Below are 20,288 nucleotides of genomic sequence, written 5' to 3' on the forward strand. Positions count from 1 at the left end.
ATGAGCCTGAAAAGCCTGAAGGATGGTGGCAAGGTCGAAGCCTTCATCTTCGACATGGACGGCACCATGATCGACTCCATGCCCTGGCATGCGCGCTCGTGGGTGGAGTTCGTGGCGCGCCACGGGCTGAAGCTCGACGTGAGCGACATCCTCGCGCGCACCACGGGCCGCACCGGCACCGAGTGCATGCGCGAGCTGTTCGAGCGCGAGCTCTCCGACGAGGAGTGCCAGGTGCTGGTGCACGAGAAGGAAGAGATCTACCGTGCCATGTTCAGCGACAACTTCACCGAAGTGGCGGGCTTCACGGCCTTTGCCAAGGCCGCCGTTGCACGCGGCCTGAAGGTGGCGGTGGGCACTGCGGGCGACAAGGGCAACATCGAGTTCGCCATGTCGCGCCTGAAGATGGACCCGCTGCCGCTGGCCATAGTGGGCGGCGACGAAGGCTTCTCGGGCAAGCCCACGCCCGCCATCTTTCTCGAAGCCGCGCGCCGCATCGGCATTGCGCCCGAGCGCTGCATCGTCTTTGAAGACGCACCCTTCGGCATAGAAGCCGCCCGCCGCGGCGGCATGCGCGCCGTGGCCGTGTGCAGCACCCATACCGCCGCCGAGCTTGCCGGCCCCCATGTGATTGCCGCGGTTCGCGACTACAACGAACTCGCCCATTCGAATTTTCTGGAGACACTCGATGCTGCTACGTGACGCTCAAGGGCAACCCATTGCCATCCGCCGCGAAGACTATGCCGCCCCGGCGTACTGGATCGACACCGTCGACCTCACCTTCGACCTCGACCCCGCCAAGACCCGCGTGCTCAACCGCATGCAGATGCGCCGCAACCCAGAGGTGCCGGTGCAGCCGCTGCGCCTGGACGGCGACGAGCTGAACCTGGCGCGCGTGCTGGTCAACGGCCAGGGCGCTTCCTTCCGCATGGAAGGCGAGCAGCTCGTCATCGACGGCCTGCCCGATGCCTTCGAGCTCGAGATCTTCACCACCTGCTGCCCCATCAAGAACACCAAGTTGATGGGCCTGTTCGTGAGCGAAGACACCTTCTTCACGCAGTGCGAGGCCGAGGGCTTCCGCCGCATCACCTACTTCCTCGACCGTCCGGACGTGATGGCGATGTACACCGTCACGCTGCGCGCCGCCAAGGCCGCCTACCCGGTGCTGCTGTCGAACGGCAACCTCGTCGAGCAGGGCGAACTGCCCGAAGGCCGCCACTTCGCCAAGTGGGTCGACCCCTTCAAGAAGCCCAGCTACCTGTTCGCCCTGGTGGCGGGCAAGCTGGTGGCGCGCGAGCAGCGCATCAAGGCGCGCAACGGCAAGGAGCATCTGCTGCAGGTGTACGTGCGCGCCGGCGACCTCGACAAGACCGAGCACGCGATGAACTCGCTCATCAACTCGGTGCTGTGGGACGAAACCCGCTTCGGCCTGCCGCTCGACCTTGACCGCTTCATGATCGTTGCCACCAGCGACTTCAACATGGGCGCCATGGAGAACAAGGGCCTGAACATCTTCAACACGAAGTACGTTCTGGCCAACCAGGCCACCGCCACCGACGCCGACTACAGCAACATCGAAAGCGTTGTCGGCCACGAGTACTTCCACAACTGGAGCGGCGACCGCGTGACCTGCCGCGACTGGTTCCAGCTGTCGCTGAAAGAAGGCCTCACCGTCTTCCGCGACCAGGAATTCAGCCAGGATTTGTGCGCCGACGCCTCGGCCCGCGCCGTGAAGCGCATCGAAGACGTTCGCGTGCTGCGCACCGCCCAGTTCCCCGAAGACGCCGGCCCCATGGCCCACCCGGTGCGGCCCGACAGCTACATCGAGATCAGCAACTTCTACACCGTCACCATCTACGAAAAGGGTGCCGAGGTGGTCCGCATGATGCAGACGCTGGTCGGCCGCAAGGGCTTCGAAAAGGGCATCACGCTCTACTTCGAGCGCCACGACGGCCAGGCCGTGACCTGCGACGACTTCGCACAGGCCATTGCCGACGCCAACCCCGATTCGGAACTGGCACGCCTGCTGCCCCAGTTCAAGCGCTGGTACAGCCAGGCCGGCACGCCCCGCCTTGCGGCCCACGGCGTGTACGACGCGCAGAACCGCAGCTACACCCTGAGCGTGGTGCAGAGCTGCCCGCCCACGCCGGGCCAGCCGACGAAGGAGCCCTTCGTCATTCCGCTGAACATCGGCCTGCTCGACGCCAGCGGCCGCGAGCTGCCGATGCAGCTCGAGGGCGAAAGCGACGTGACCCGCGGCACCCGCACGCTGGTGCTGTCGCGCGCCGGCGAGCAGATCACCTTCGTGGGCCTCGACGCCGAGCCCGTGCCTTCCATCTTGCGCGGCTTCAGCGCGCCGGTGATCCTCGACTTCGAGTACACCGACGCGCAATTGCTCACCCTGCTGGCCAACGACCCCGACCCGTTCAACCGCTGGGAAGCCGGCCAGCGACTGGGCCTGCGCGCCGCGCTGCAGGGCATTGCCGCACTGGCCACCGACACCACGCCGGTGCTGAACGACGCGTACATCGACGCCATGCGCAGCGTGCTGCGCAACCCGCAGCTCGACGCCGCCTTCAAGGAACTGGTGCTCACGCTGCCGTCGGAAACCTACATTGCCGAGCAGCTCGACGTGGTCGACCCGCAGCGCGTGCACCTTGTGCGCGAAGCCATGCGCGCCCAGCTGGCCACCGCCCTCTTTGCCGACTGGCAGTGGGCTTATGAAGAGAACCACGACACCGGCGCCTACAGCCCCGACCCGACCTCGTCGGGCAGACGCGCGCTGGCCGGCATGGCGCTCAACTTTCTGTGCCTGGCGGCGCGCACCTCGGGCGACGTCGTGTGGCCGGGCAAGACGCTGCAGCGCTTCAAGGACGCGGGCAACATGACCGACCGCTTCAACGCGCTCAACGCGCTGGTGTCGTCGGGCAACACCCTGGCGGCGCAGGCACTGGCGCGCTTCCACGCCATCTTCAAGGACGAAGCACTGGTCATCGACAAGTGGTTCTCGCTGCAGGCTGGCGCCAGCGACCGCGGCGGCGACATCCTGCCGCTGGTCAAGCAGCTGATGAAGCACCCTGACTTCTCGCTGAAGAACCCGAACCGCGCGCGCAGCGTGATCTTTGCCTATTGCAGCGCCAACCCCGGCGCCTTTCACCGCCCCGACGCGGCCGGCTATGTGTTCTGGAGCGAGCGCGTGATCGAGCTCGACGCCATCAACCCGCAAGTGGCTGCCCGCCTCGCCCGCGCACTCGACCGCTGGAGCAAGCTGGCCGAGCCGTACCGCAGCGCCGCGCGCGAAGCCATCGCCCGCGTGGCCGCCAAGCCCGACCTGAGCAAGGACACGCACGAAGTCGTGACCCGCGCCCTGGCCGGAAACTGAAGCAACCGAACCCCACAAGACACATGGCTCAACAAAAGATTTCCCTCACCCGCTACCTCGTCGAACAGCAACGCGCCGACGGCCTCATTCCCGGCCAGCTGCGCCTGCTGCTCGAAGTGGTCGCGCGCGCCTGCAAGAGCATCAGCCAGGCCGTCAACAAGGGCGCGCTGGGCGGCGTGCTCGGCACCGCCGAGAGCGAGAACGTGCAGGGCGAGATCCAGAAGAAGCTGGACATCATCGCCAACGAAGTGCTGATTGAGGCCAACGAATGGGGCGGCCACCTCGCGGCCATGGCCAGCGAGGAAATGGACAGCATCTACGTGGTGCCCAACCGCTACCCGCAGGGCGAATACCTGCTCATGTTCGACCCGCTCGACGGCAGCAGCAACATCGACGTGAACGTCAGCATCGGCACCATCTTCAGCGTGCTGAAGAAGCCCGACGACCACCCCGGCGTGCAGGAAGGCGACTTTCTGCAGGCAGGCACCCAGCAAGTGGCCGCCGGCTACTGCATCTACGGCCCGCAGACCACCCTGGTGCTGACCGTGGGCAACGGCGTGGCCATGTTCACGCTGGACCGCGAGCAAGGCAGCTTCGTGCTGACGCAGGAAGACATCCAGATTCCGGCCGACACCAAGGAATTTGCCATCAACATGAGCAACATGCGCCACTGGGACGAGCCCATGAAGCGCTACATCGACGAATGCCTGGCCGGCAAGGAAGGCCCGCGCGGCAAGGACTTCAACATGCGCTGGATTGCCAGCATGGTGGCCGACGTGCACCGCATCCTGATGCGCGGCGGCGTCTTCATGTACCCGTGGGACAAGCGCGAGCCCGAAAAGGCCGGCAAGCTGCGCCTGATGTACGAGGCCAACCCGATGAGCTGGCTGGTCGAACAGGCCGGCGGCGCGGCCACCAACGGCAAGCAACGCATCCTGGACCTGCAGCCCACCAAACTGCATGAGCGGGTGAGCGTGATGTTGGGTTCGCGTAACGAAGTTGAGCGGCTGACCCAGTACCACGCCGAGAAGGCGTGATTTCTTGGCTATAATCTGAGGCTTCGCCGGTGTAGCTCAGTCGGTAGAGCAGCTCATTCGTAATGAGAAGGTCGGGTGTTCGATTCATCTCTCCGGCACCAAATCAAAAGCCCCGCTATTTTTTCAATAGCGGGGCTTTTTGTTTGTGGGTCCTGAAATTGAGCCTAGTCGCCGTTCGCAATCAAGCAGGCCCTGCTGACTCAATAGCCTGAAGTCTTTCCATCAGCGTCAGATTCTTTGTCCGCGCGTGTTCGCCGTAATGCACCTCCCGATGACAAGCGGGGCAAAGGGCGGCAACAAACTGCGGATGATCGGGTCCTCCATCAGACACCCGTGTGGTGTGGTGCGGCTCCAGATAGGGAAGACCCCCGTTTCGACGAAACGGCGCAGGTTGCTCGCAAAGTTCGCACTTCCCTGCTGCGCGCAAAAGCACGTAATCACGCACTGCTCGGCTGCGCTCGTAGACGGTGCGACTTCCCTCTTTGCCGTTTTGTGAGCCATCGACCTTAGAGGCGGCAATTGCCCTATTTCTGGACTCTTGAAGCGTCAGATCTTTAGCACGATCGTCCACTGCTGAAGCGAGTTCCAACTGCTCGAGGCGAGCGACCGGTACAAGCCGAAAAATGATCGCGTTGCGAAGAATGCCTTCGACATCAGGCGCACGAACCCAGTCGTGCCCGTGATAGACGAATTCCCCAAGGTACTTTTGCCCCTTGCCTTTGCCAATGGTCCGAAACAAATGCAGCGCTTTTCCTCTGACTGAGTGATCGCGCACCGCCATGTTGCCTCGGACAAACCTCATGTCGCTCTTCTGGCCTTCACCCGAAAAAAAGAAGGTGCCTTCGTCATCGAATCGGTCTTCGTAGCCATAGCGTTCACCGCTATCCCCAGTGAACAAGAACGTCACCGGAGCTTGCGCAGAGTCAGAAATACCGCCTTGCCGACCGCCTCCGAACGGAATGTTGAGATCAGGCCAACGCTGATAGGTTTTTCCCAAGACAAAAGATGGGAGCTCTTCAGCAATCGAAAGCGAGGGGAACGCTGGCTTGCTTGCCACGTCATTTCCCTGAGAAATTGATTCGCGCCGCCCAATTCGGCACGAGAACCGCATCTCTGCAGCGCCTACAACGAGCTGGCCTTCTGCGATTTGCCCCGAAATAGCCGAACATCACTCACCCTTACAGTTAACGATTGGCGACATACTTTAACGTCAATCGATTTGGGCAAGTCACAATTTCAGGCTACCTCGGCAACTATCGTTTCTCCTCCGCATCTGCCAACACGGGGATCACCAGAAAGCTCGCACCATCGGGTGACTATTTCGTTTGGCAACTGTGAAATGGCGACGACCTCGCTAGATACACTTGTTTCGTCGTCGAAATCCCGATGTCTGCTCTCGTTTTCAGCACGAGCAGACCGGCCAGCCCGTAACCCGTTGACAAAGGGCAACAGGAGAGCCCCACATGACCGATCTAACTGATGCGGCACTCGGCGTCACGCTCGTCGACGTCGCGCCACTGGCCGCCCGCTTGGAGCAATTCGCTGTTGAGCGCGACTGGGCTCAATTCCACTCCCCCAAAAACTTGGTCATGGCCCTGACCGGCGAGGTCGGCGAACTGAATGAAATCTTTCAGTGGATGCCGGAAGAAGCGTCCAAAGAGGCTGGCCGAGACCCACAAACGGCGCAGGCCGTACAAGAAGAGCTCGCGGACGTCCTGCTCTACCTCGTTCGCCTGTCTTCCGTTTTGGGCGTAGACCTCGACGCCGCCGTCCAACAAAAGCTGAAAGCCAACGCCCTGCGCTACCCCGCAGACAAGGTGCGCGGCAGCAGCAAGAAGCACAGCCAGCCTGAAGCTGGCGAGTCTGGGAAGGATTGACGTGATCGTCTACGAGGCCGACAAGAAGCAATTTCTCAGCGACAACAACGACAGGGACATCGAAGACGTCATCCTCGCCAAGTACTTCAGTGCTACCGGCCGCAAGGTGCCGGCGGCGGAGATGAGGTCATGGCGCGATTCGCTCGGGTACATGTCGAAAGTGCTCAGCGACTCTGAAATTCCGAATGATGTCGGCGTGGCCGTCGAGCTTCACATCCCGCAAAGCTCCAAGCGCATCGACATCAGCCTGACCGGTCGAGGTCACGACAACTCGAAGAACGTCGTGATCGTCGAGCTCAAGCAATGGGACAAGGTAAAGCCTTCGATGAAGGACGCACTGGTCAACACCTACTTCGGCGGCGGACACCGCGAGGTCGTTCATCCTTCGTACCAAGCGTGGTCCTATGCCTCTTTGATGGAAGGCTTCAACGAAGCCGTCTACTCCGGCGGCATCTCCGTCCAGGCTTGCGCCTACCTGCACAACTACGAGCGCGACGGCGTCATCGATTCGGCCCACTACGCCGACTACATCGCAAAGGCACCGCTGTTCCTGCGCGGTGAAGCAGAACGAAGCTTGCTACGCACCTTCATCAAGCAGCACATCAAGTTCGGTGACCCGAGCGTGCTTTATGAACTGGCCAACGGCCGTATCAGGCCGTCGAAGGCGCTCAGCGACAGCCTTGCGGGTCTGCTGAAGGGAAACGCCGAGTTCATCTTGATCGATGACCAGAAGGAGGTCTACGAGCACATCCTGGCCGCAGGCCGATCTGCATCGAGTGCGAACCCCAAGGTGGTGATCGTCGAAGGCGGCCCGGGAACTGGCAAGACCGTTCTCGCCATCAACGCTCTGGTCACCTTGATGGGTGCCGGCTTGAACTGCAAATACGTTTCGAAGAATGCTGCGCCGAGGCGCGTCTACGAAACCAAGCTTGTCGGCACGATGAAGCGCACGCACTACGCCAACCTCTTCACAGGCTCAGGCGGCTTCATCGACACGCCCGCCGACCAGTTCGACGTGTTGATCGTGGACGAGGCGCACCGCTTGAACGAGAAGAGCGGCCTGTACGGCAATCTCGGCGAGAACCAGGTCAAAGAGCTCATTGCCGCCGCCAAGTGCACCGTGTTCTTCATCGATGAAGACCAGCGCGTGACGCTGAGCGACATCGGCAGCAAGAAGACCATTCGCGACTTCGGCATCGGTAAGGGTGCCGAGGTGTCGGAGCACGAGTTGGCCTCGCAATTCAGGTGCAGCGGCTCGGACGGCTACATCGCTTGGCTCGACGACACGCTCGATGTGCGAGAGACCGCCAACAAGACGCTCACGCCGGCCGAGTTCGACTTTCAAGTCTTCGGCACGCCCGACGAATTGCATGCATCGATCAAAGCAAAGAACACGACCGGCACCGCACGCGTGGTCGCCGGCTATTGCTGGCCATGGACCAGCAAGAAGGACCCGAAGGCCTTCGACATCGTCATCGGTGACTACCGCAAGCGCTGGAACCTCGACGTCGACGGTAGCTTGTGGATCATTGCGCCGAACTCGATCAACGAGGTGGGCTGCATTCATACCTGCCAGGGCTTGGAGGTGGACTACATCGGGGTCATCATCGGGCCGGATTTGATAGTTCGCGACGGGTGCGTCGTGACAGTGCCAGAGGCACGAGACCGATTCGACAAGACATTGCGCGGCTACAAGTCTCGATTCAAGGCCAATCCCAAAAATGCCGCTGCAGAGGCGGATCTCATCATCAAGAACACCTACCGCACGTTGATGACGCGCGGCATGAAAGGGTGTTACGTCTACTGCAGCGACGAAGAGACCGCGAGCTACTTTCGCAACCGGCTGTCACCCGGCGCGCTCGCTGCGGTCCAGCCATGAAGATCAGCGGCGGGCAACAACGCCTGCCGGCTGATGGCCTCAGGCTTGGTGCTGATCCATCGCGTTGGGCTTCTTCAGAAGCTCCTGGACAAGTCGGGCAATGTCGTCCACCAGATCGGAGGCAAGCCACATGATGTTGTCCCGATGCCGCTCCCCAATTCCTTCGAGCCATTCACTCCAGTCCCCATGGCAGCAACTCAGCAGAGATTGCAATTGGGTCAACTTGTTCTCAAGAGTGCCTGACGCGTCCTGCTGGTGGGTTACGTCGTCGGAGGTGGGCGTGTTTTGCCCGGCGATAATTCGATCAGCCATTTGATGTGCGTCCTTTCCGAGGTTGTGCACGTTGATTGGTCAGACGGCCATGGTGTTAGCGCACCTTGGCCGTCGCCTTTTGTGCCTCACATCGACATCGCTGCGGTGTGCATCGATGTCCCGCCGTGAGGCGCGGCGGACCTTCAAATGTATGGGAGAAGCGCGCTGGCGGACGCCTCCATGCAGTGAACAAATTGGGGATCGCGTCGACTTTGAGCGCATCACCGTGATCGTTGCTGCACTCGACGATGCGCAAGCTCGGGCCTTGATCTGCTTGGCCTTCGCACGACTCCTGTAGCGCAACGTGGGCAGGCAGACATCAGTCGCAGAACGCTGCGAGCCCCATGCCCCGTGCTTTCGCCCGGGTCAAGATCGCGTGCATCGACTTGAAGGCCGCAATCTGCCCGCGTTGGGCACCAGTTTCAGGGGTGTTGGCGGTGAATATCTCGAGCATGGCCACAACCTGCTCTCCACTCAGCAGTGAATCCTCGAAGTACTTGAGGTCGGCGCCTTTCTGGATGCATCTGTCGAAGAGGGCCGCGAGTGAGCGATGCACATCCAGATCGACGGAGCCCGCATGCTCGAGGCCACGCGGGTCTTTCGGCAAGTGCCTGCAGGCCGGTTCGACGAAGTAGAGGTCGAGCATTCGGCACCCTATCGAGGCATCCGCTTCGCCAGTTCGGCGCAGGTCAGGTCCAGGCCGTCGGCGTGCATTGCCAACGGCACGCGAAGCGTCTTTTCCAGGCTCTTGAGCCACTGGAAGAAACCGACGGTGTGCGCTTCGTCGGCCTCGGTCATCTCGAAAATTCCGTTGCTCGCATGCGATCGCTGGACGAGTTCGATGAGCGAGACGAACGACGCCAGATCCTTCGCGATGTCGGCAGTGTCCAGCGCGCGCATATCGCGGATCAGGCTCAGCTCTTCCTGCATCGGCATCACGGTCGGCCGCGTTGCCCAATATGCCAACAGCTTGCCGGGGGTCATCGCGGTCATGGGCCTACAGGCTCTCGAAGAAGTAGGCCAGCACTGTGTCGTCGGCGAATCCCTTGTCGAACATTTCGTCCGAAAGAGACCGCGCGGCATCATCGAAGGAAATCTGGTCGAACTTCCGGTCTTGCAGCATCTTCACGAATGGTGCGCACAGTTCGGCAAGCTCCGCGTGGTCGACGGCAAGCTGCCTCACACCGTCGCTCATGACGTACGGCAAGACCACGAAAACGCGCAGGTCGAAGCGGACATGGAAGCGGGCCTGCATTTCCTTGCTGAACTCGCAATCGATCAGGTGCGAGTACCGATCGTTGGCGGGGCCGTGGCCTGTAGCGTTCACCCTGGCTGCACTGAAGGCGTGGAGTACTTCGGCGAGTTCGTGAGCAGGCGTATCGGGCAGCGGCTCGAAGTCTCTTGCGGCGGCGAAGGCTTGGAGTTTCTGGATGGTCGGCGTCATGGCAAGTTCAGGGGCGCATCAAACAATCTCGGTGAACAGGCTCTCGAGCACGGTCGCCGGCATCAGTCACAGAATGCCGCAAGCCCCGAGTCTTCTTCTGCGGCACGATCAAGAATCCCCCGGATCGCCTTGAACGCAGCGATCTGCCCGCGATGAGCGCCAAGCACGCCGGTGCTCGCGGCGAACACACGCCGCATCGTCACGACCTGTTCGGGGCGCAGCAGGGAGTCGTCGAAGTAGGTGAGGTTTGCGCCCTTTTGCCCGCATTGGTCGAACACAACGTCCAAGGAGCGATGCGCATTGAAATCGATGGAGCCCGCATGCACCATTCCGCGCGGATCCTTGGGTATGGACCTGCATGAAGATGGGACGAAGTAGATGTCGAGCATGGGTGCAACGGGGCCACGCTCAACGCCGCAGCATCGAGCGGTAGTAGTCCGCGAGCGCACCGTGCGGAAGCAGAGCACCGGCAATCTTCGTCAGCACCTGCACGTCGCCCTCCTCCTTGCGGAAATGAACCGTGACACTGGAGGGAAGCAGCACCACCTGCTCGTCGCCCAGGTCGAAGTGTGTCGCGCCTTCGAAGGCGCTGGCGGCTTGCAAAGGCCCGGCAATGTCCGAGAAACCGGGTAGATCGCAATGGCCGAAGAAGTCGATGGTGTCGTGCGAGAAATTCTTTTTGGGGTCGAAGTGGAGGTTGAGGCTCCAGCCGTCGAAGTCGAAGGTGTACACGCCCCCCGCCCCCGTGCGCCATTGCTCGTCGGCCTCCTGCTCGCAGGCTGTCTGCTCCGGAATGCTCATGCCCGCGGCCAGATGCACGGCGCCTCGCTCGAGGTAGCGCAGAAGGTCGAGCTGCCCGGCGATGGTTTGCTTCAACATCCGACGTGCTTCACCAGCCTCCGTTTCACCGGAGACGGAAGTTCTCCGCCGCACTGCCGAGCCACTCTTGCTGAGCAGGAATGTGCGCCGCAAGTCCTTCCAGGAATGAAGCAAAGCGCTCGAAGACCTTCACGGCCTCGGGATCCTCGAAGGTATGGCCCCACCCCGTGGTGTGGGAGTCTTCGAGCTGGTCCAGTATCTTGAAGAAAACCTCGCTGCGCGCGATGTCATCGGGCTCGAGCGCCATCACGCCAAGCATGAAGCGCACCTCGTCCCCCACGGAAAGCAGTGAGGGCGCGTTCTGCAGGTCTTCGTACAACAGGTCGATCGATTTCATGGACTGCAGGCCTTCATGGGTCAGGCGACCTTGTGGTCGGAATGTGAGTTCCATTCCTGCCAAGGCATCGTGCTTCGCCCCGACAGGCTCAGTCGCTGAACGCCACAAGCCCCGCGCCTTTGCCGACCGCTCCTTCGAAGATGCCGCGCATTTCGTCGAACGCCGCAAGCGCCTGGCGGTTGCCGCCAAGCTCTCCCACATTCGAAGTGAAGATTTTCAGCAGCGTTGCAACCTGTGCGGGTGTCAGCAGGGAATCTTCGAAGTACTTGAAACTTGCGCCGGCCTTGCTGCCCTTGTCGAACAACACGGCCAGCGAACGGTGCGCATCGAGTTCGATGGAGCCCGCCAGTTCCAGGCTGCCCGGGTCTTCGGGCACGTCCGTGGTGGAGGGGTCTGTGTAGTAGATGTCCAGCATAGTCAGTCCAGCGGGTGGAAGGTTCGAACGGTTCCGTCTTCGTTGACGGTGGCGCGATAGCGTTTGTATTGTCCGTCGTACTTCAGCCGGGACTCGAACACGGCCTTCCCCTCGTAGCTCGACTCCTTGCCGTGCTTGAGCGTCTTGCCCAGCAGCGAGGAAATCTCTCCCTGGCTCATGCTGGAGCTGAACTTCGATTTGTTGGGGAACCGCGCCGGATCGACGTGCCGGTCGTAGATGTGCTTCCACCCCGACGTGGCATTGCCCTGCTCCAGCGTGAAGTTGCGGCTGCCCCTGTTGAAGCCGACCGGCCGTGCAAGCGTCTCGCCGCAGATCCAACCCAGCGGGTCGATCCACCGGATGGGGTTGGGAGAGTAGCTGTGCAGGTTGTCGCCACCCGCAAGCCCGATCGGGTCAGGGCTGATGAACCGCCCAATGTCCGGGTCATAAAACCGGAAGGTGTTGTAGTGCAGCCCCGTGTCCCGGTCCAGGTACTGCCCCTGGAAGCGCAGGTTCTGCTCGATGGCCTGGGGCGCCGTGCCGGTCGATGCAACAGCGCGGCCATTCAGGGCCGTGACCTCCCATTGCTCGGTAACGGTTGCGCCCCATGTCCTGTAGCTCGCGCGCCAGCACAGTTGGCCTTCGTTGTTGCTCAGTTCTTCCGGCAGGCCGGCGGTATCGTTGTGAAAGTGAAAGACCTGTGCCGTGTCCGATGACTGGGCGGGCTCGGCCTTCGCGTCGAGCCGCGCGACTGGTACGTGGCTTTCGGCCTCGTACACATAGCTCACCACCTGCGAGCCCCTGCGCTCCTCGATGAGCCGCATCCCCTCCCAGACGAACCGCGTGCTGCCGAACGCATCGTGCTTCGCCACCCGCCGCCCCATGGCGTCGTAGTCGAATCGCGTGAGTTGCGTGGTGGCTTCGGGCGTGCCCGGGCGGCGCGTGGTGTGCACGGCCACGAGTCGGCTTTCCTCGTCCCACTCGAAGCGCTGCTCGGTATGCCTGCCCGCCCTCTTGCGCACCAGCCGGCCATGGCCGTCGTAGCTGTAGCGCTTGTCCTCGAAAACGCGCACTAAGTTGTCGCGCACATAGCCGGGCGCGGTCGATGATGCATCGAGCAGGTTGCCCGCGGGGTCGTAGGCAAAGCGTTCGCTGTTGGCGGCAGCCGCGCTGTGCACGGTTTCTTCTATGCGTCCGGTGGCGTCGTATCGGTGCCCTGTCGTGCCTTGCAGCGAATGCCGGCTCTGCCGCAGCTCACCCACTGGGTCGTAGCTGTATTCCTTCATCAGCCCGTCGAGCAGGCGAGCCCCGGGCGTGCCGGCGCTGTCGATGGCCTGGCGCCAGCTCGGGTCTTGTGTAGTGAAGGCTGTGTCCAGCCCGCCGGCCCGGCACCACGATGCGGCACGTCGGCCCAAGGGGTCGAGTGCGAAGCGGGTGTGCAGCGCACCCTGGCTGCGCGCCACTTCGCGGTGCAGGTCGTCGCGCTCGATGTCGCTGATGAGCTGGTGCACCGCGGGTGCATCGCCGCGCTGCTGCGACAGGTTGACCTGGTGCAGGTGGCCGGAGCCGTAGTACAGGTAGTTCAGCACACGCTGCACGCCTGGCTGCGACGCGATGGCGGGCAACACGGTCTGCGTGCGGTTGCCCAGTTCGTCGTGCGCGTGGTGCAGGGTGTGCGTTTCGCCGGTGAGCTCGTCGATGGCGGTCTCTTCGATCAGCCGGCCGAGCTTGTCGTAGGCGAAAACGGTGCGGTGCAGCGTGCGCGCTTCGCCGCCGGTGCGGGGTTGCGGCGCCTCCAGCTTGACCGCCTCGGTCAGCCGATCGAGCTGGTCGTAGCTGTAGCGATAGTGGTGGCTCTGGGTGCGCTTTCCGATGAGGCGGCCCACGGCGTCGCGCAGCAGTTCTGTGCGCAAGGGCCGGCTCGCGGCAGGCCGTGGCCCGGTGCCGTCGTGCAGCGCAAGGTCTTCGTCGCCGATGCCGGGCACATGGGTGATGCACACCGGCCAGCCGTTGGCGTCGTATTCCACCTGCACCCGCGTGCCGCCCACGCGGCGCTCTTCCACCACGCGATCGGCGGCGTCGCGCACGAACTCGAAGTGCAGGCCGTTCTCGTTGACGAGCGACTGCAGGCGCTGGGCGCTGTCGTAGTGCCACGCGATGCGGCGCCCCTCGGCGTCCTGCCGCGTCAGCGGTTGGCCGCGCAGGCCGAGTGCGAATTGCGTGCTGCGGCTCAGCGCATCGGTGGCAGCCACGATGCGGCCGGCGGCGTCGCGGCGGAACGACTGATGGCTCTGGTCGGGGAGCGACACCGACAGCAGCCGCCCCATGGCGTCGTGCGTCAATCGCGTGCGCTGACCCGCTGCGTCGGTCACGGCCTGCAGGTGGCCCCAGCCGTCGTAGGCGTAGCGCGTGGTCTTGCCGGAGCAGTCGGTCAGGGAGAGCAGTTGCGCGCACTCGTTCCAGGCCATGCGGTTGGTGCCGCCCTTGCCGTCGGTAACGACGATGGGCAGGCCCCGCCTGTCGTAGGCGTACTCGGTGGTGTGGCCCAGCGGGTCGGTCTCGCGCACCAGGTTGCCCTGGTCGCTGTAGGCGTAGGTCCAGGTGCTGCCGTCTGCCAGGGTCTCGCGCCAGGGCTGGCCGAACTCGGTCCAGCCGGTGCTCTGCGTGCGGCCCAGCGCATCGGTGCGGCTGCTCATGAGCCCCATGGGGTCGTAGGTGCAGCGCGTGGTGGCGCCGCCGGGCTCGGTGATGGCAACGAGCTGGCGCAGCTCGTTGTACTGCGCATGCCATTGGCGGCCCGCCGCGTCGATGTAGTCGGTGACCTGGTGGTCGGCGTTCCAGTGCCAGGCGAATTCGCGGCCGAGCTGGTCGATGACCAGGGTTTCACCCAGCGCCAGCGCATCGTCCGCGGGGGGCGTCATGCGGCGCACGGTGTAGCTCTCGCCGTCGTTTGTCCAGTGGCGGGCCACGTGCGCGTCGCCGGCCGAGCCACGCCACTCGTAGCGGCACTCCAGCCCCGCCGCGTCGGCGTGGAAGCTCATGAGGCCCTGGGCGTCGTAGCCGAAGCGGCGCACCACTACGCCATTGCGGTCGGTCACGTCGAGCAGGCGGCCTTCGGCGTCGTGCCTGTACGCCACCAGCAGGCCCGGCAGCTCGCCGGGTGCACCGGCAGCCAGGCGCACTGCCCCCAGCCGGCGGCTCTCGCCCGCGTAGTCGAGCGCAAGCAAGCGCCCGGTGCTGTCGGTCAGCTCGCTCAGCCGGCCCAGCGCATCGTGGCGCAGGTCGATGAAGTTGCCGTTGCGGTCCTCGAGCCGCGCGAGCTTCAGCGTCTGCGTGCGCAGCTCGCCTTCGGCCGGAGGCTCGAACATGAAGAACAGCCCGCCCGGCACGTGAATGAAGTAGTGGCCGCCTTCGGAGCGGCACAGGTCCAGGCCGTCGCGCATGCTGTATTGCCGAGTACCGGGCTCGATGTCTGGCAGCACCATCGGCCGGCCCTGCTCATCGATGAGCGTCACGGTGGGCTGTCCGGCGGCGTCATTGCCCAGCCGCAGCTCCATCGCATAGGGCAGGCTCCAGCCCTGCCCCAGCGCGCCGTCGCGGCGAAGGTCGTGGCTGCTGTAGAAGCGCTGCCACGCAATGGGCAGCGGGCCGGGCAAGCTGAAGTCAAGCTCGCTCTCGCCACCCAGAAACTTTCCGCCCGTGGCCGCATGCACCGGGTTGCCGAAGGAGCTGACCAGGCCGTGGATGCCCATGCCCAGCCCCACCGCGCCTTCGATCAGGCAAGGCAGCGCGTTCTTGCCCTGGCGCGCGAGCTTGGGCAGGCAGCGCAGGCCGCGGTAGATCATGACCACGTTGAAGATGGTCACCAGCACCTTCGAGATGAGCGGCACCTCGTCGGCCACCTCGCGCACGCGTGCGGTCGGCCCACCGATGAAGACGGTGGGCGAGCCTTCGCTCACCTTGGCGCCGCACTCGGTGTGGTCGTCCTTGCGCGAGGCCACGCCCATGTTGACGAACACGGTCTCCGCGCCCTCGGCAAGAAGGATCTGCGGCGAGTCTTTCTTGCAGCTCACGGTGTCCATCGGCATCTCGGGCGAGGCGCGCGCCGCGCCTATGGCCTTGTTGTCGATGAACACGTCCGACGAGCCGCTGGTGATCATGCCGGTCACGGTGAGGGTCTCGGGCACCAGCGCATCGGCAATCGACTCGCCCAGGCTCGCGCCGACATACCCGCCGACCATGCGCGCGCCCACCACCACAGCGCCCGCCACCAGCGGCCCCGCAAGCCCCCCGGTGCCGACCACGGCGGCCGCCGCCACGCCCACCGCGAAGCCAACGGCGATGCCGCCGATCAGCCCGCCCGCGAACTTGGCCCAGAAGCGCGCGTGCGCGTTGGTGTGGGCAATGGGGTCGTGCAGCCGGGCGGCGGGTTTACCGGCCATGGGTCGTCGTGGCCTTCAAGGTGTCAGGCCCTGGGCTGAAAGCTCTCGAGCGTGCGCCGCCACAGCGCGAGCGCCTCTGCGTCGAACGGCACGGGGCTGCTGGCCGTGAGGATGAGCACGGCCTTGCCGGTGGCGTCCTGCGGCAAGAGAAACACGGCCTGGCGCTGGTGCAGCGCCTGTCCGTTCTGCTTGAACTGCGTGGCGAGCTCGATGGCGCGCAGGCTCGCAATGGCGGGCCCCACGGCGATGTCGGTGCGCGACACCTCCTTCAGCTGGCTCACCTGGCGCGTCAGGTCGTTCATCTGCCGCGTGACGAACTGCGCCAGGCTCTCCTGCGCGCGCAGCGCATCGCGGCTCACGATGAGCGTGGTGCCGGAACCATCGGGCATGGCCAGCACGTTCATCGAGCGATCGATGCGCCCATCGTCCGGCACGTCGAACTGGCCTTCCTGGATGTGGTACTTCATCAGGCTGCTGTCTTCCGGGTTTGTTCTATGCGGGGTCGAAAGCCACGAAGGCCAGGCAGTCGGGGTTGCGCTCGGTGAAGCCGAACGACAGCCGGCCCCAGCCGAGCGTGGCCGTGAAGGTGCTCGCTTCGTCGAGCGAACGGCCGCGCGGCACGTCGATGAGCTCCAGTGCGGCGTAGTGCTGGCGCACTTCGGCCATCGGCACGCAGCGCCCCTTCAGCTCCAGCACCAGGAAGCCCTGGCTCGCGTCTTCGCGCTTGATGCGCAGGTCGATGCGCGCAAGCTCGGTGCCATCGGCAAGGCGCACCGGCGTACCTTCGAAGAACCGGAACGCGTCGCCGCCTGCGGCATGCGTGTCGCTCAAGGTGGTCGACAGCGTGCGGCCGACCTTCTGCGTGGAGAACGGCAACTGCGCCGCCAGCGCATCGATGGCCTGCCAGAGCGTCATGGTCGTGGCTTGCCGGTTCATGGATTCAGTGCTTGCCGGCATATTTCTTGTCGTAGGAGTTGCCGTAGTACTGCGTGTACTGCTCGCCGGTGGTCGATGTGGTGAGCGTGCCGTAGTACTTGCCGGCCGCGGCTCTTGCGGCCTCCCGGGTACCACCCTTCACCATGCCGTTGTAGGCCTCGTTGAAAGCTTCCACATTCGCGGGGTTCGCGCCCTGGAGGATGTCGACCTTGGCCGCGCGCCAGACTTCACGCTGCACCTGGATCTGGTTCAGTGCGGCCTCGCCCTCGGAGCTGAGCATGCTGTTGACGAACGCGGTCTTCGAGGAAATATCGGGCTTGAAGCGGTATGAATAGACCGCGTGCCCGACCTCGTGCGACAGCGAGGCGGCGGTCTTGTACGGGTCGCTCGCGTAGTCGCCGTCGATCACGATCTTCCTGACACCCGGATTGGTGTTGGCATACGAGCCTCCGCCTGCAGCGCCATAGCTGACATTCCATTTCTCGCCCTGCAAAAACTTGATCTGCCTCTGCAGCGTGGGCGACCTCGCCGCGATGGCGTCGACACCTTTGCCGAGGCCGGTGGTGACGTAACCCGGTGGCGCGGCTGCGGGCACAGCACGCTCAGATGCCTCTGCCGACGTGGCAGCAGCCGCGGGCGTCAGGGGCACGCCGTCTTCCACCACGGCTTCCTCGCTCTGGCTGCCGATGGGCGCATCGCAGTTCAAGAAGATCTTGCTGCCGCGCTGGTCGAGCTCGCCCGTGAAGTTGACGAGGCCCTTCACGCCGTTGATGTTCACCGTGCCGTCGGCCAGCAGCACGATGGACGACTTGCCGCAGATCAGCGAGATGCTGGTCTTGCCGGTGACGAACACGTCCTGGTCGGCCGCCTGGATCACGACCGACTTGCGGCCTGTGATGTTGGCGTTGCTCTCGGTGGAGGTCATGGAGGCGTCGGTCTTCGACACCAGGTTGACGGCGCCCGCGCTGGCGTGCGAGACGATGTCGCCGCCCGACACCACGTTGACCTGCCCGCCCTCGCTCACCTGCGTGAGCATGCCGCCGGTAACGAGCTGCGTGAGCTGCGCGCCGGTGGTCAGCGTCATGGCCGAAGTGGCGCGCATCGACACGCTCTGCCCCGAGCTCACGACGATAGGCTTGGGACTGATCATGGTCTGCCCCTCGGGGCTGACGATGGAGACCACGGGCTTGTCGATCTTGCGCGAGAGGTCGAGCATCTGCTGAGCGTCGGCCATGGCGGGGTCAGGGTTGTCCGAGACGCCGGCTTCCGGCGTGCCGCCCGCGGCCAGCGCCGCCACGGCCTGCGAAACGCCACCCGCGGCCTGCACACCCTGCACCAGGCCCATCAGCGTCTGGTTCTTGCCCTGAGCCATCGACCCGACCAGCGCCTTGGTGGCCGCGATGGCCTGGCCCGACGCCTGCATCAGCGCATTGCTCTGCGCCAGCGTGGCGCCCATGTGCTCGTGGCCGTCGGGGTTGTCGCGCGAGACGCGTTGCGCGTAGTCCTGCGTGTAGGTGGTCAACAGCAGGCCCTTGTCCGCGCGGATGGAGCCCCACTCGTTGGTGCGCAGCTCGAAGCCATAGCTGCGCTGCACGCCCGAGCCCTGGTTCATCAGGTAGCCCATGTGCAGGTGGGTGTTGCCGTGGTCGGTCGACAGCTCGATGTGCTCGGTGCCGCGGCTGTCCTCGAAGCGCAGCATGTGCTTGCCGCCGCCGCCCTTGCTCCAGTTCGTCTGGAAGCCGGTCTGCGTCTTGTGGCGCGGCAGCTCCCACGGCGGCATCTGCGCGGCGTTGTAGACACAGCCGGTGACGATCGGATAGTCGGGGTCGCCGTTGAGAAAGTCGACGATCACCTCCTGTCCGATACGCGGGATGTGCATGGCGCCGTAGTTGCTGCCAGCCCAGGTCTGCGACACGCGGATCCAGCACGACGAGTTCTCGTCGCGCCGGCCATAGCGGTCCCAATGGAACTGCACCTTGATGCGGCCGTACTCATCGGTGTGAATCTCTTCGCCCGCGGGGCCCACCACCACCGCGGTCTGCGGTCCGGTGGTGCGCGGCCTGGGCGTGACGCGCGCGGGGCGATAGGGCGCGCTGTCGGGGAGCACCTCGAAGGTCTGGCGATAGCTGGTGCTGCTGGTCGATTCGCTGTAGGCCGCGTCCGCCGCGCCGACCACGCGCAGCGCGTTCTCCTGGAAGTCGTAGGTCACGGCCTCGATCAGGTAGCGGCGGTTGTCCTCGGCGTTCGGATGGCGCGCCAGCTCGAACAGGTAGCCCGGTGCCATGTGGCGCAGGTTGCCTTCGGCGCTCACCAGTTCGCGGCGCCCGGCGAGCTGCTCCAGCCGCAGGCGTGCATAGTTCTCGCCGTCACCCAGCTCGGTGTAGCCGCCGGGCCAGTCGTAGATCTCGAAGTCGTCGCGGCTGTGGCCGGCCGGCTGCTGGCGCACTGTGTCGATCTCGGCGTTGGGCTTCTTGAAGTCGTAGTCGTCCGCAGCGAAGTTGCCCGACGCGATGTCTTCAGAATGGCTCCAGCTGTCGATGAAGTCCTGCTCGAGGATCTGCGCGGCCAGCACGCCCGCGTGGTACGGCACCTTCACCGGACCGCTGGGCAGGGGGGTGTGCGAATCCGCGCCGTCGCACAGCACCAGCTGATGGCTGCCCTGCGCGTGCGAGAAGAAGTAGTAGATGCCCTCCTGCTCCATGAGCCGGCTGACGAAGTTGAAGTCGCTCTCCGAGTACTGCACGCAGTAGTCCCAGGTGCGGTAGTTGCCGCTCAGGCGCGCGTCGATGGCATAGCCGTAGGGCGCGAGCACCTCCTGCAGGATCTGCGGTGCCGTCTTGAACTGGAAGATCTTGAAGTCGGAGCGACGCGTGGCGTACCACAGCCAGGGGCGCAGCGTGGCCTCGTACACGCACATGTCGCCGTCGTCCTTGCCCACGTAGGCAAAGCGCGTGACCTGTCCACTCAGGAAGCGCTTGCCGGCGCCGCCGAGTTCCGTGGCGAGGTTCACCTCGATGCTCATGTCCTCCCCCAGCATGCGCTTGGGCTGGATGTTGGGCATGTCGCTGATGAGCCGCACGCGATGCTCGAACAGTGCGGAGATGCGCTCCTGTCCCGTCATCGAGCGGAACTTCAGGCGCTCGCCCAACACGCTGTGGGCGATGAAGCTGCGGGTCATTCCTGGAAGGCTCCCTGGTCAATGCGAGCCCGGCGCGTGCCGCAGAAGCGAGCAACGCGCCCGGCAAAGGGAACTCATGCTTCCTTGTTTTCCTTGATGTTCCAGCCCAGCACCGTCTCGGCGCCCTTGCCGCCCTTGTCGGTCTGTTCCCAGTACTGCTGCTTCACCTTCGC

General features: G+C 64.2%; 18 protein-coding genes, 1 tRNA gene and 1 pseudogene. 6 read left to right on the plus strand and 14 right to left on the minus strand.

The features are described 5' to 3' along the window. The 4 genes from BMW87_RS18760 to BMW87_RS18775 all read left to right on the plus strand — a co-directional run bounded on the left by BMW87_RS18760 (position 1) and on the right by BMW87_RS18775 (position 4,517). The gene (locus BMW87_RS18760; RefSeq protein WP_093077919.1) at positions 1-699 is read left to right on the plus strand and encodes an HAD family hydrolase; all 699 of its coding nucleotides are present in this window, start codon (positions 1-3) and stop codon (positions 697-699) included. Further along, positions 686-3,379: an aminopeptidase N gene (pepN, locus tag BMW87_RS18765; RefSeq protein WP_093077920.1), complete on the plus strand. Its 2,694-nt coding sequence runs from the start codon at positions 686-688 to the stop codon at positions 3,377-3,379. Before BMW87_RS18760 ends, pepN begins: the two co-directional genes overlap by 14 nt. Positions 3,380-3,402: 23 nt before the next feature. Then, positions 3,403-4,416: a class 1 fructose-bisphosphatase gene (locus BMW87_RS18770; RefSeq protein WP_093051765.1), complete on the plus strand. Its 1,014-nt coding sequence runs from the start codon at positions 3,403-3,405 to the stop codon at positions 4,414-4,416. Between the two features lie 25 nt (positions 4,417-4,441). Beyond that, positions 4,442-4,517 (plus strand) — tRNA-Thr (locus tag BMW87_RS18775). An 80-nt stretch (positions 4,518-4,597) separates the two neighbouring features. Here BMW87_RS18775 and BMW87_RS18780 read toward each other — a convergent pair. Next, positions 4,598-5,473: an HNH endonuclease gene (locus tag BMW87_RS18780; protein ID WP_256216824.1), complete on the minus strand. Its 876-nt coding sequence runs from the start codon at positions 5,471-5,473 to the stop codon at positions 4,598-4,600. 406 nt (positions 5,474-5,879) lie between these two features. Between BMW87_RS18780 and BMW87_RS18785 the strand changes: the two genes are divergently transcribed. Next, a complete protein-coding gene (locus BMW87_RS18785) occupies positions 5,880-6,293 on the plus strand; it encodes a nucleotide pyrophosphohydrolase (RefSeq protein ID WP_093077923.1) in 414 nt (137 codons plus the stop codon). Position 6,294: 1 nt separating this feature from the next. Further along, on the plus strand, positions 6,295-8,172 hold the full coding sequence (locus BMW87_RS18790; RefSeq protein ID WP_093077925.1) for a DUF2075 domain-containing protein: 1,878 nt from the start codon (positions 6,295-6,297) through the stop codon (positions 8,170-8,172). 39 nt (positions 8,173-8,211) lie between these two features. Here the strand turns inward: BMW87_RS18790 and BMW87_RS18795 are convergent, their stop codons facing one another. The 13 genes and pseudogenes from BMW87_RS18795 to BMW87_RS35515 all read right to left on the minus strand — a co-directional run. Beyond that, a complete protein-coding gene (locus BMW87_RS18795) occupies positions 8,212-8,484 on the minus strand; it encodes a hypothetical protein (RefSeq protein WP_093077926.1) in 273 nt (90 codons plus the stop codon). Positions 8,485-8,803: 319 nt separating this feature from the next. After that, entirely contained in the window at positions 8,804-9,130 is a 327-nt protein-coding gene (locus tag BMW87_RS18800) for a hypothetical protein (protein WP_093077928.1), read from the minus strand. 8 nt (positions 9,131-9,138) lie between these two features. Next, on the minus strand, positions 9,139-9,477 hold the full coding sequence (locus BMW87_RS18805; protein WP_093077929.1) for a hypothetical protein: 339 nt from the start codon (positions 9,475-9,477) through the stop codon (positions 9,139-9,141). A 4-nt stretch (positions 9,478-9,481) separates the two neighbouring features. Further along, a complete protein-coding gene (locus BMW87_RS18810) occupies positions 9,482-9,928 on the minus strand; it encodes a hypothetical protein (protein ID WP_093077931.1) in 447 nt (148 codons plus the stop codon). Positions 9,929-9,990: 62 nt separating this feature from the next. Further along, entirely contained in the window at positions 9,991-10,317 is a 327-nt protein-coding gene (locus BMW87_RS18815) for a hypothetical protein (protein ID WP_143062594.1), read from the minus strand. Between the two features lie 19 nt (positions 10,318-10,336). Next, on the minus strand, positions 10,337-10,807 hold the full coding sequence (locus BMW87_RS18820; protein WP_093077934.1) for a hypothetical protein: 471 nt from the start codon (positions 10,805-10,807) through the stop codon (positions 10,337-10,339). A gap of 25 nt (positions 10,808-10,832) precedes the next feature. Continuing rightward, positions 10,833-11,144: a hypothetical protein gene (locus tag BMW87_RS18825; protein WP_218149756.1), complete on the minus strand. Its 312-nt coding sequence runs from the start codon at positions 11,142-11,144 to the stop codon at positions 10,833-10,835. A gap of 88 nt (positions 11,145-11,232) precedes the next feature. Beyond that, positions 11,233-11,559 carry a hypothetical protein gene (locus BMW87_RS18830; protein WP_093077935.1) on the minus strand — a complete coding sequence of 109 codons (327 nt, stop codon included), beginning with the start codon at positions 11,557-11,559 and terminating at the stop codon, positions 11,233-11,235. Positions 11,560-11,561: 2 nt separating this feature from the next. After that, positions 11,562-16,001 (minus strand): RHS repeat-associated core domain-containing protein, encoded by a 4,440-nt coding sequence (locus BMW87_RS18835; RefSeq protein ID WP_093077937.1) that lies wholly within the window; start codon positions 15,999-16,001, stop codon positions 11,562-11,564. Positions 16,002-16,024: 23 nt separating this feature from the next. Next, complete coding sequence (locus BMW87_RS18840) at positions 16,025-16,468, minus strand: DcrB-related protein (RefSeq protein ID WP_093060049.1); 444 nt, start codon at positions 16,466-16,468, stop codon at positions 16,025-16,027. A gap of 25 nt (positions 16,469-16,493) precedes the next feature. After that, the gene (locus BMW87_RS18845; RefSeq protein WP_093077938.1) at positions 16,494-16,937 is read right to left on the minus strand and encodes a hypothetical protein; all 444 of its coding nucleotides are present in this window, start codon (positions 16,935-16,937) and stop codon (positions 16,494-16,496) included. Between the two features lie 4 nt (positions 16,938-16,941). After that, the gene (locus BMW87_RS18850) at positions 16,942-20,115 is read right to left on the minus strand and encodes a type VI secretion system Vgr family protein (RefSeq protein ID WP_093060045.1); all 3,174 of its coding nucleotides are present in this window, start codon (positions 20,113-20,115) and stop codon (positions 16,942-16,944) included. 74 nt (positions 20,116-20,189) lie between these two features. After that, positions 20,190-20,288, minus strand: a pseudogene (locus tag BMW87_RS35515) (type VI secretion system tube protein Hcp); the annotation flags it as partial.

This window comes from Variovorax sp. OV084 (genome assembly GCF_900111625.1).
GTDB lineage: Bacteria > Pseudomonadota > Gammaproteobacteria > Burkholderiales > Burkholderiaceae_C > Variovorax.

Bases quoted from the DNA above. Each gene is read 5' to 3' on its own strand.
- BMW87_RS18845 (WP_093077938.1), bottom strand. From the start codon at position 16,937: ATGAACCGGCAAGCCACGACCATGACGCTCTGGCAGGCCATCGATGCG.
- BMW87_RS18805 (WP_093077929.1), bottom strand. From the start codon at position 9,477: ATGACCGCGATGACCCCCGGCAAGCTGTTGGCATATTGGGCAACGCGG.
- BMW87_RS18810 (WP_093077931.1), bottom strand. From the start codon at position 9,928: ATGACGCCGACCATCCAGAAACTCCAAGCCTTCGCCGCCGCAAGAGAC.
- BMW87_RS18795 (WP_093077926.1), bottom strand. From the start codon at position 8,484: ATGGCTGATCGAATTATCGCCGGGCAAAACACGCCCACCTCCGACGAC.
- BMW87_RS18770 (WP_093051765.1), top strand. From the start codon at position 3,403: ATGGCTCAACAAAAGATTTCCCTCACCCGCTACCTCGTCGAACAGCAA.
- BMW87_RS18850 (WP_093060045.1), bottom strand. From the start codon at position 20,115: ATGACCCGCAGCTTCATCGCCCACAGCGTGTTGGGCGAGCGCCTGAAG.
- BMW87_RS18840 (WP_093060049.1), bottom strand. From the start codon at position 16,468: ATGAAGTACCACATCCAGGAAGGCCAGTTCGACGTGCCGGACGATGGG.
- BMW87_RS18835 (WP_093077937.1), bottom strand. From the start codon at position 16,001: ATGGCCGGTAAACCCGCCGCCCGGCTGCACGACCCCATTGCCCACACC.
- BMW87_RS18825 (WP_218149756.1), bottom strand. From the start codon at position 11,144: ATGAAATCGATCGACCTGTTGTACGAAGACCTGCAGAACGCGCCCTCA.
- pepN (WP_093077920.1), top strand. From the start codon at position 686: ATGCTGCTACGTGACGCTCAAGGGCAACCCATTGCCATCCGCCGCGAA.
- BMW87_RS18815 (WP_143062594.1), bottom strand. From the start codon at position 10,317: ATGCTCGACATCTACTTCGTCCCATCTTCATGCAGGTCCATACCCAAG.
- BMW87_RS18760 (WP_093077919.1), top strand. From the start codon at position 1: ATGAGCCTGAAAAGCCTGAAGGATGGTGGCAAGGTCGAAGCCTTCATC.
- BMW87_RS18800 (WP_093077928.1), bottom strand. From the start codon at position 9,130: ATGCTCGACCTCTACTTCGTCGAACCGGCCTGCAGGCACTTGCCGAAA.
- BMW87_RS18785 (WP_093077923.1), top strand. From the start codon at position 5,880: ATGACCGATCTAACTGATGCGGCACTCGGCGTCACGCTCGTCGACGTC.
- BMW87_RS18830 (WP_093077935.1), bottom strand. From the start codon at position 11,559: ATGCTGGACATCTACTACACAGACCCCTCCACCACGGACGTGCCCGAA.
- BMW87_RS18820 (WP_093077934.1), bottom strand. From the start codon at position 10,807: ATGTTGAAGCAAACCATCGCCGGGCAGCTCGACCTTCTGCGCTACCTC.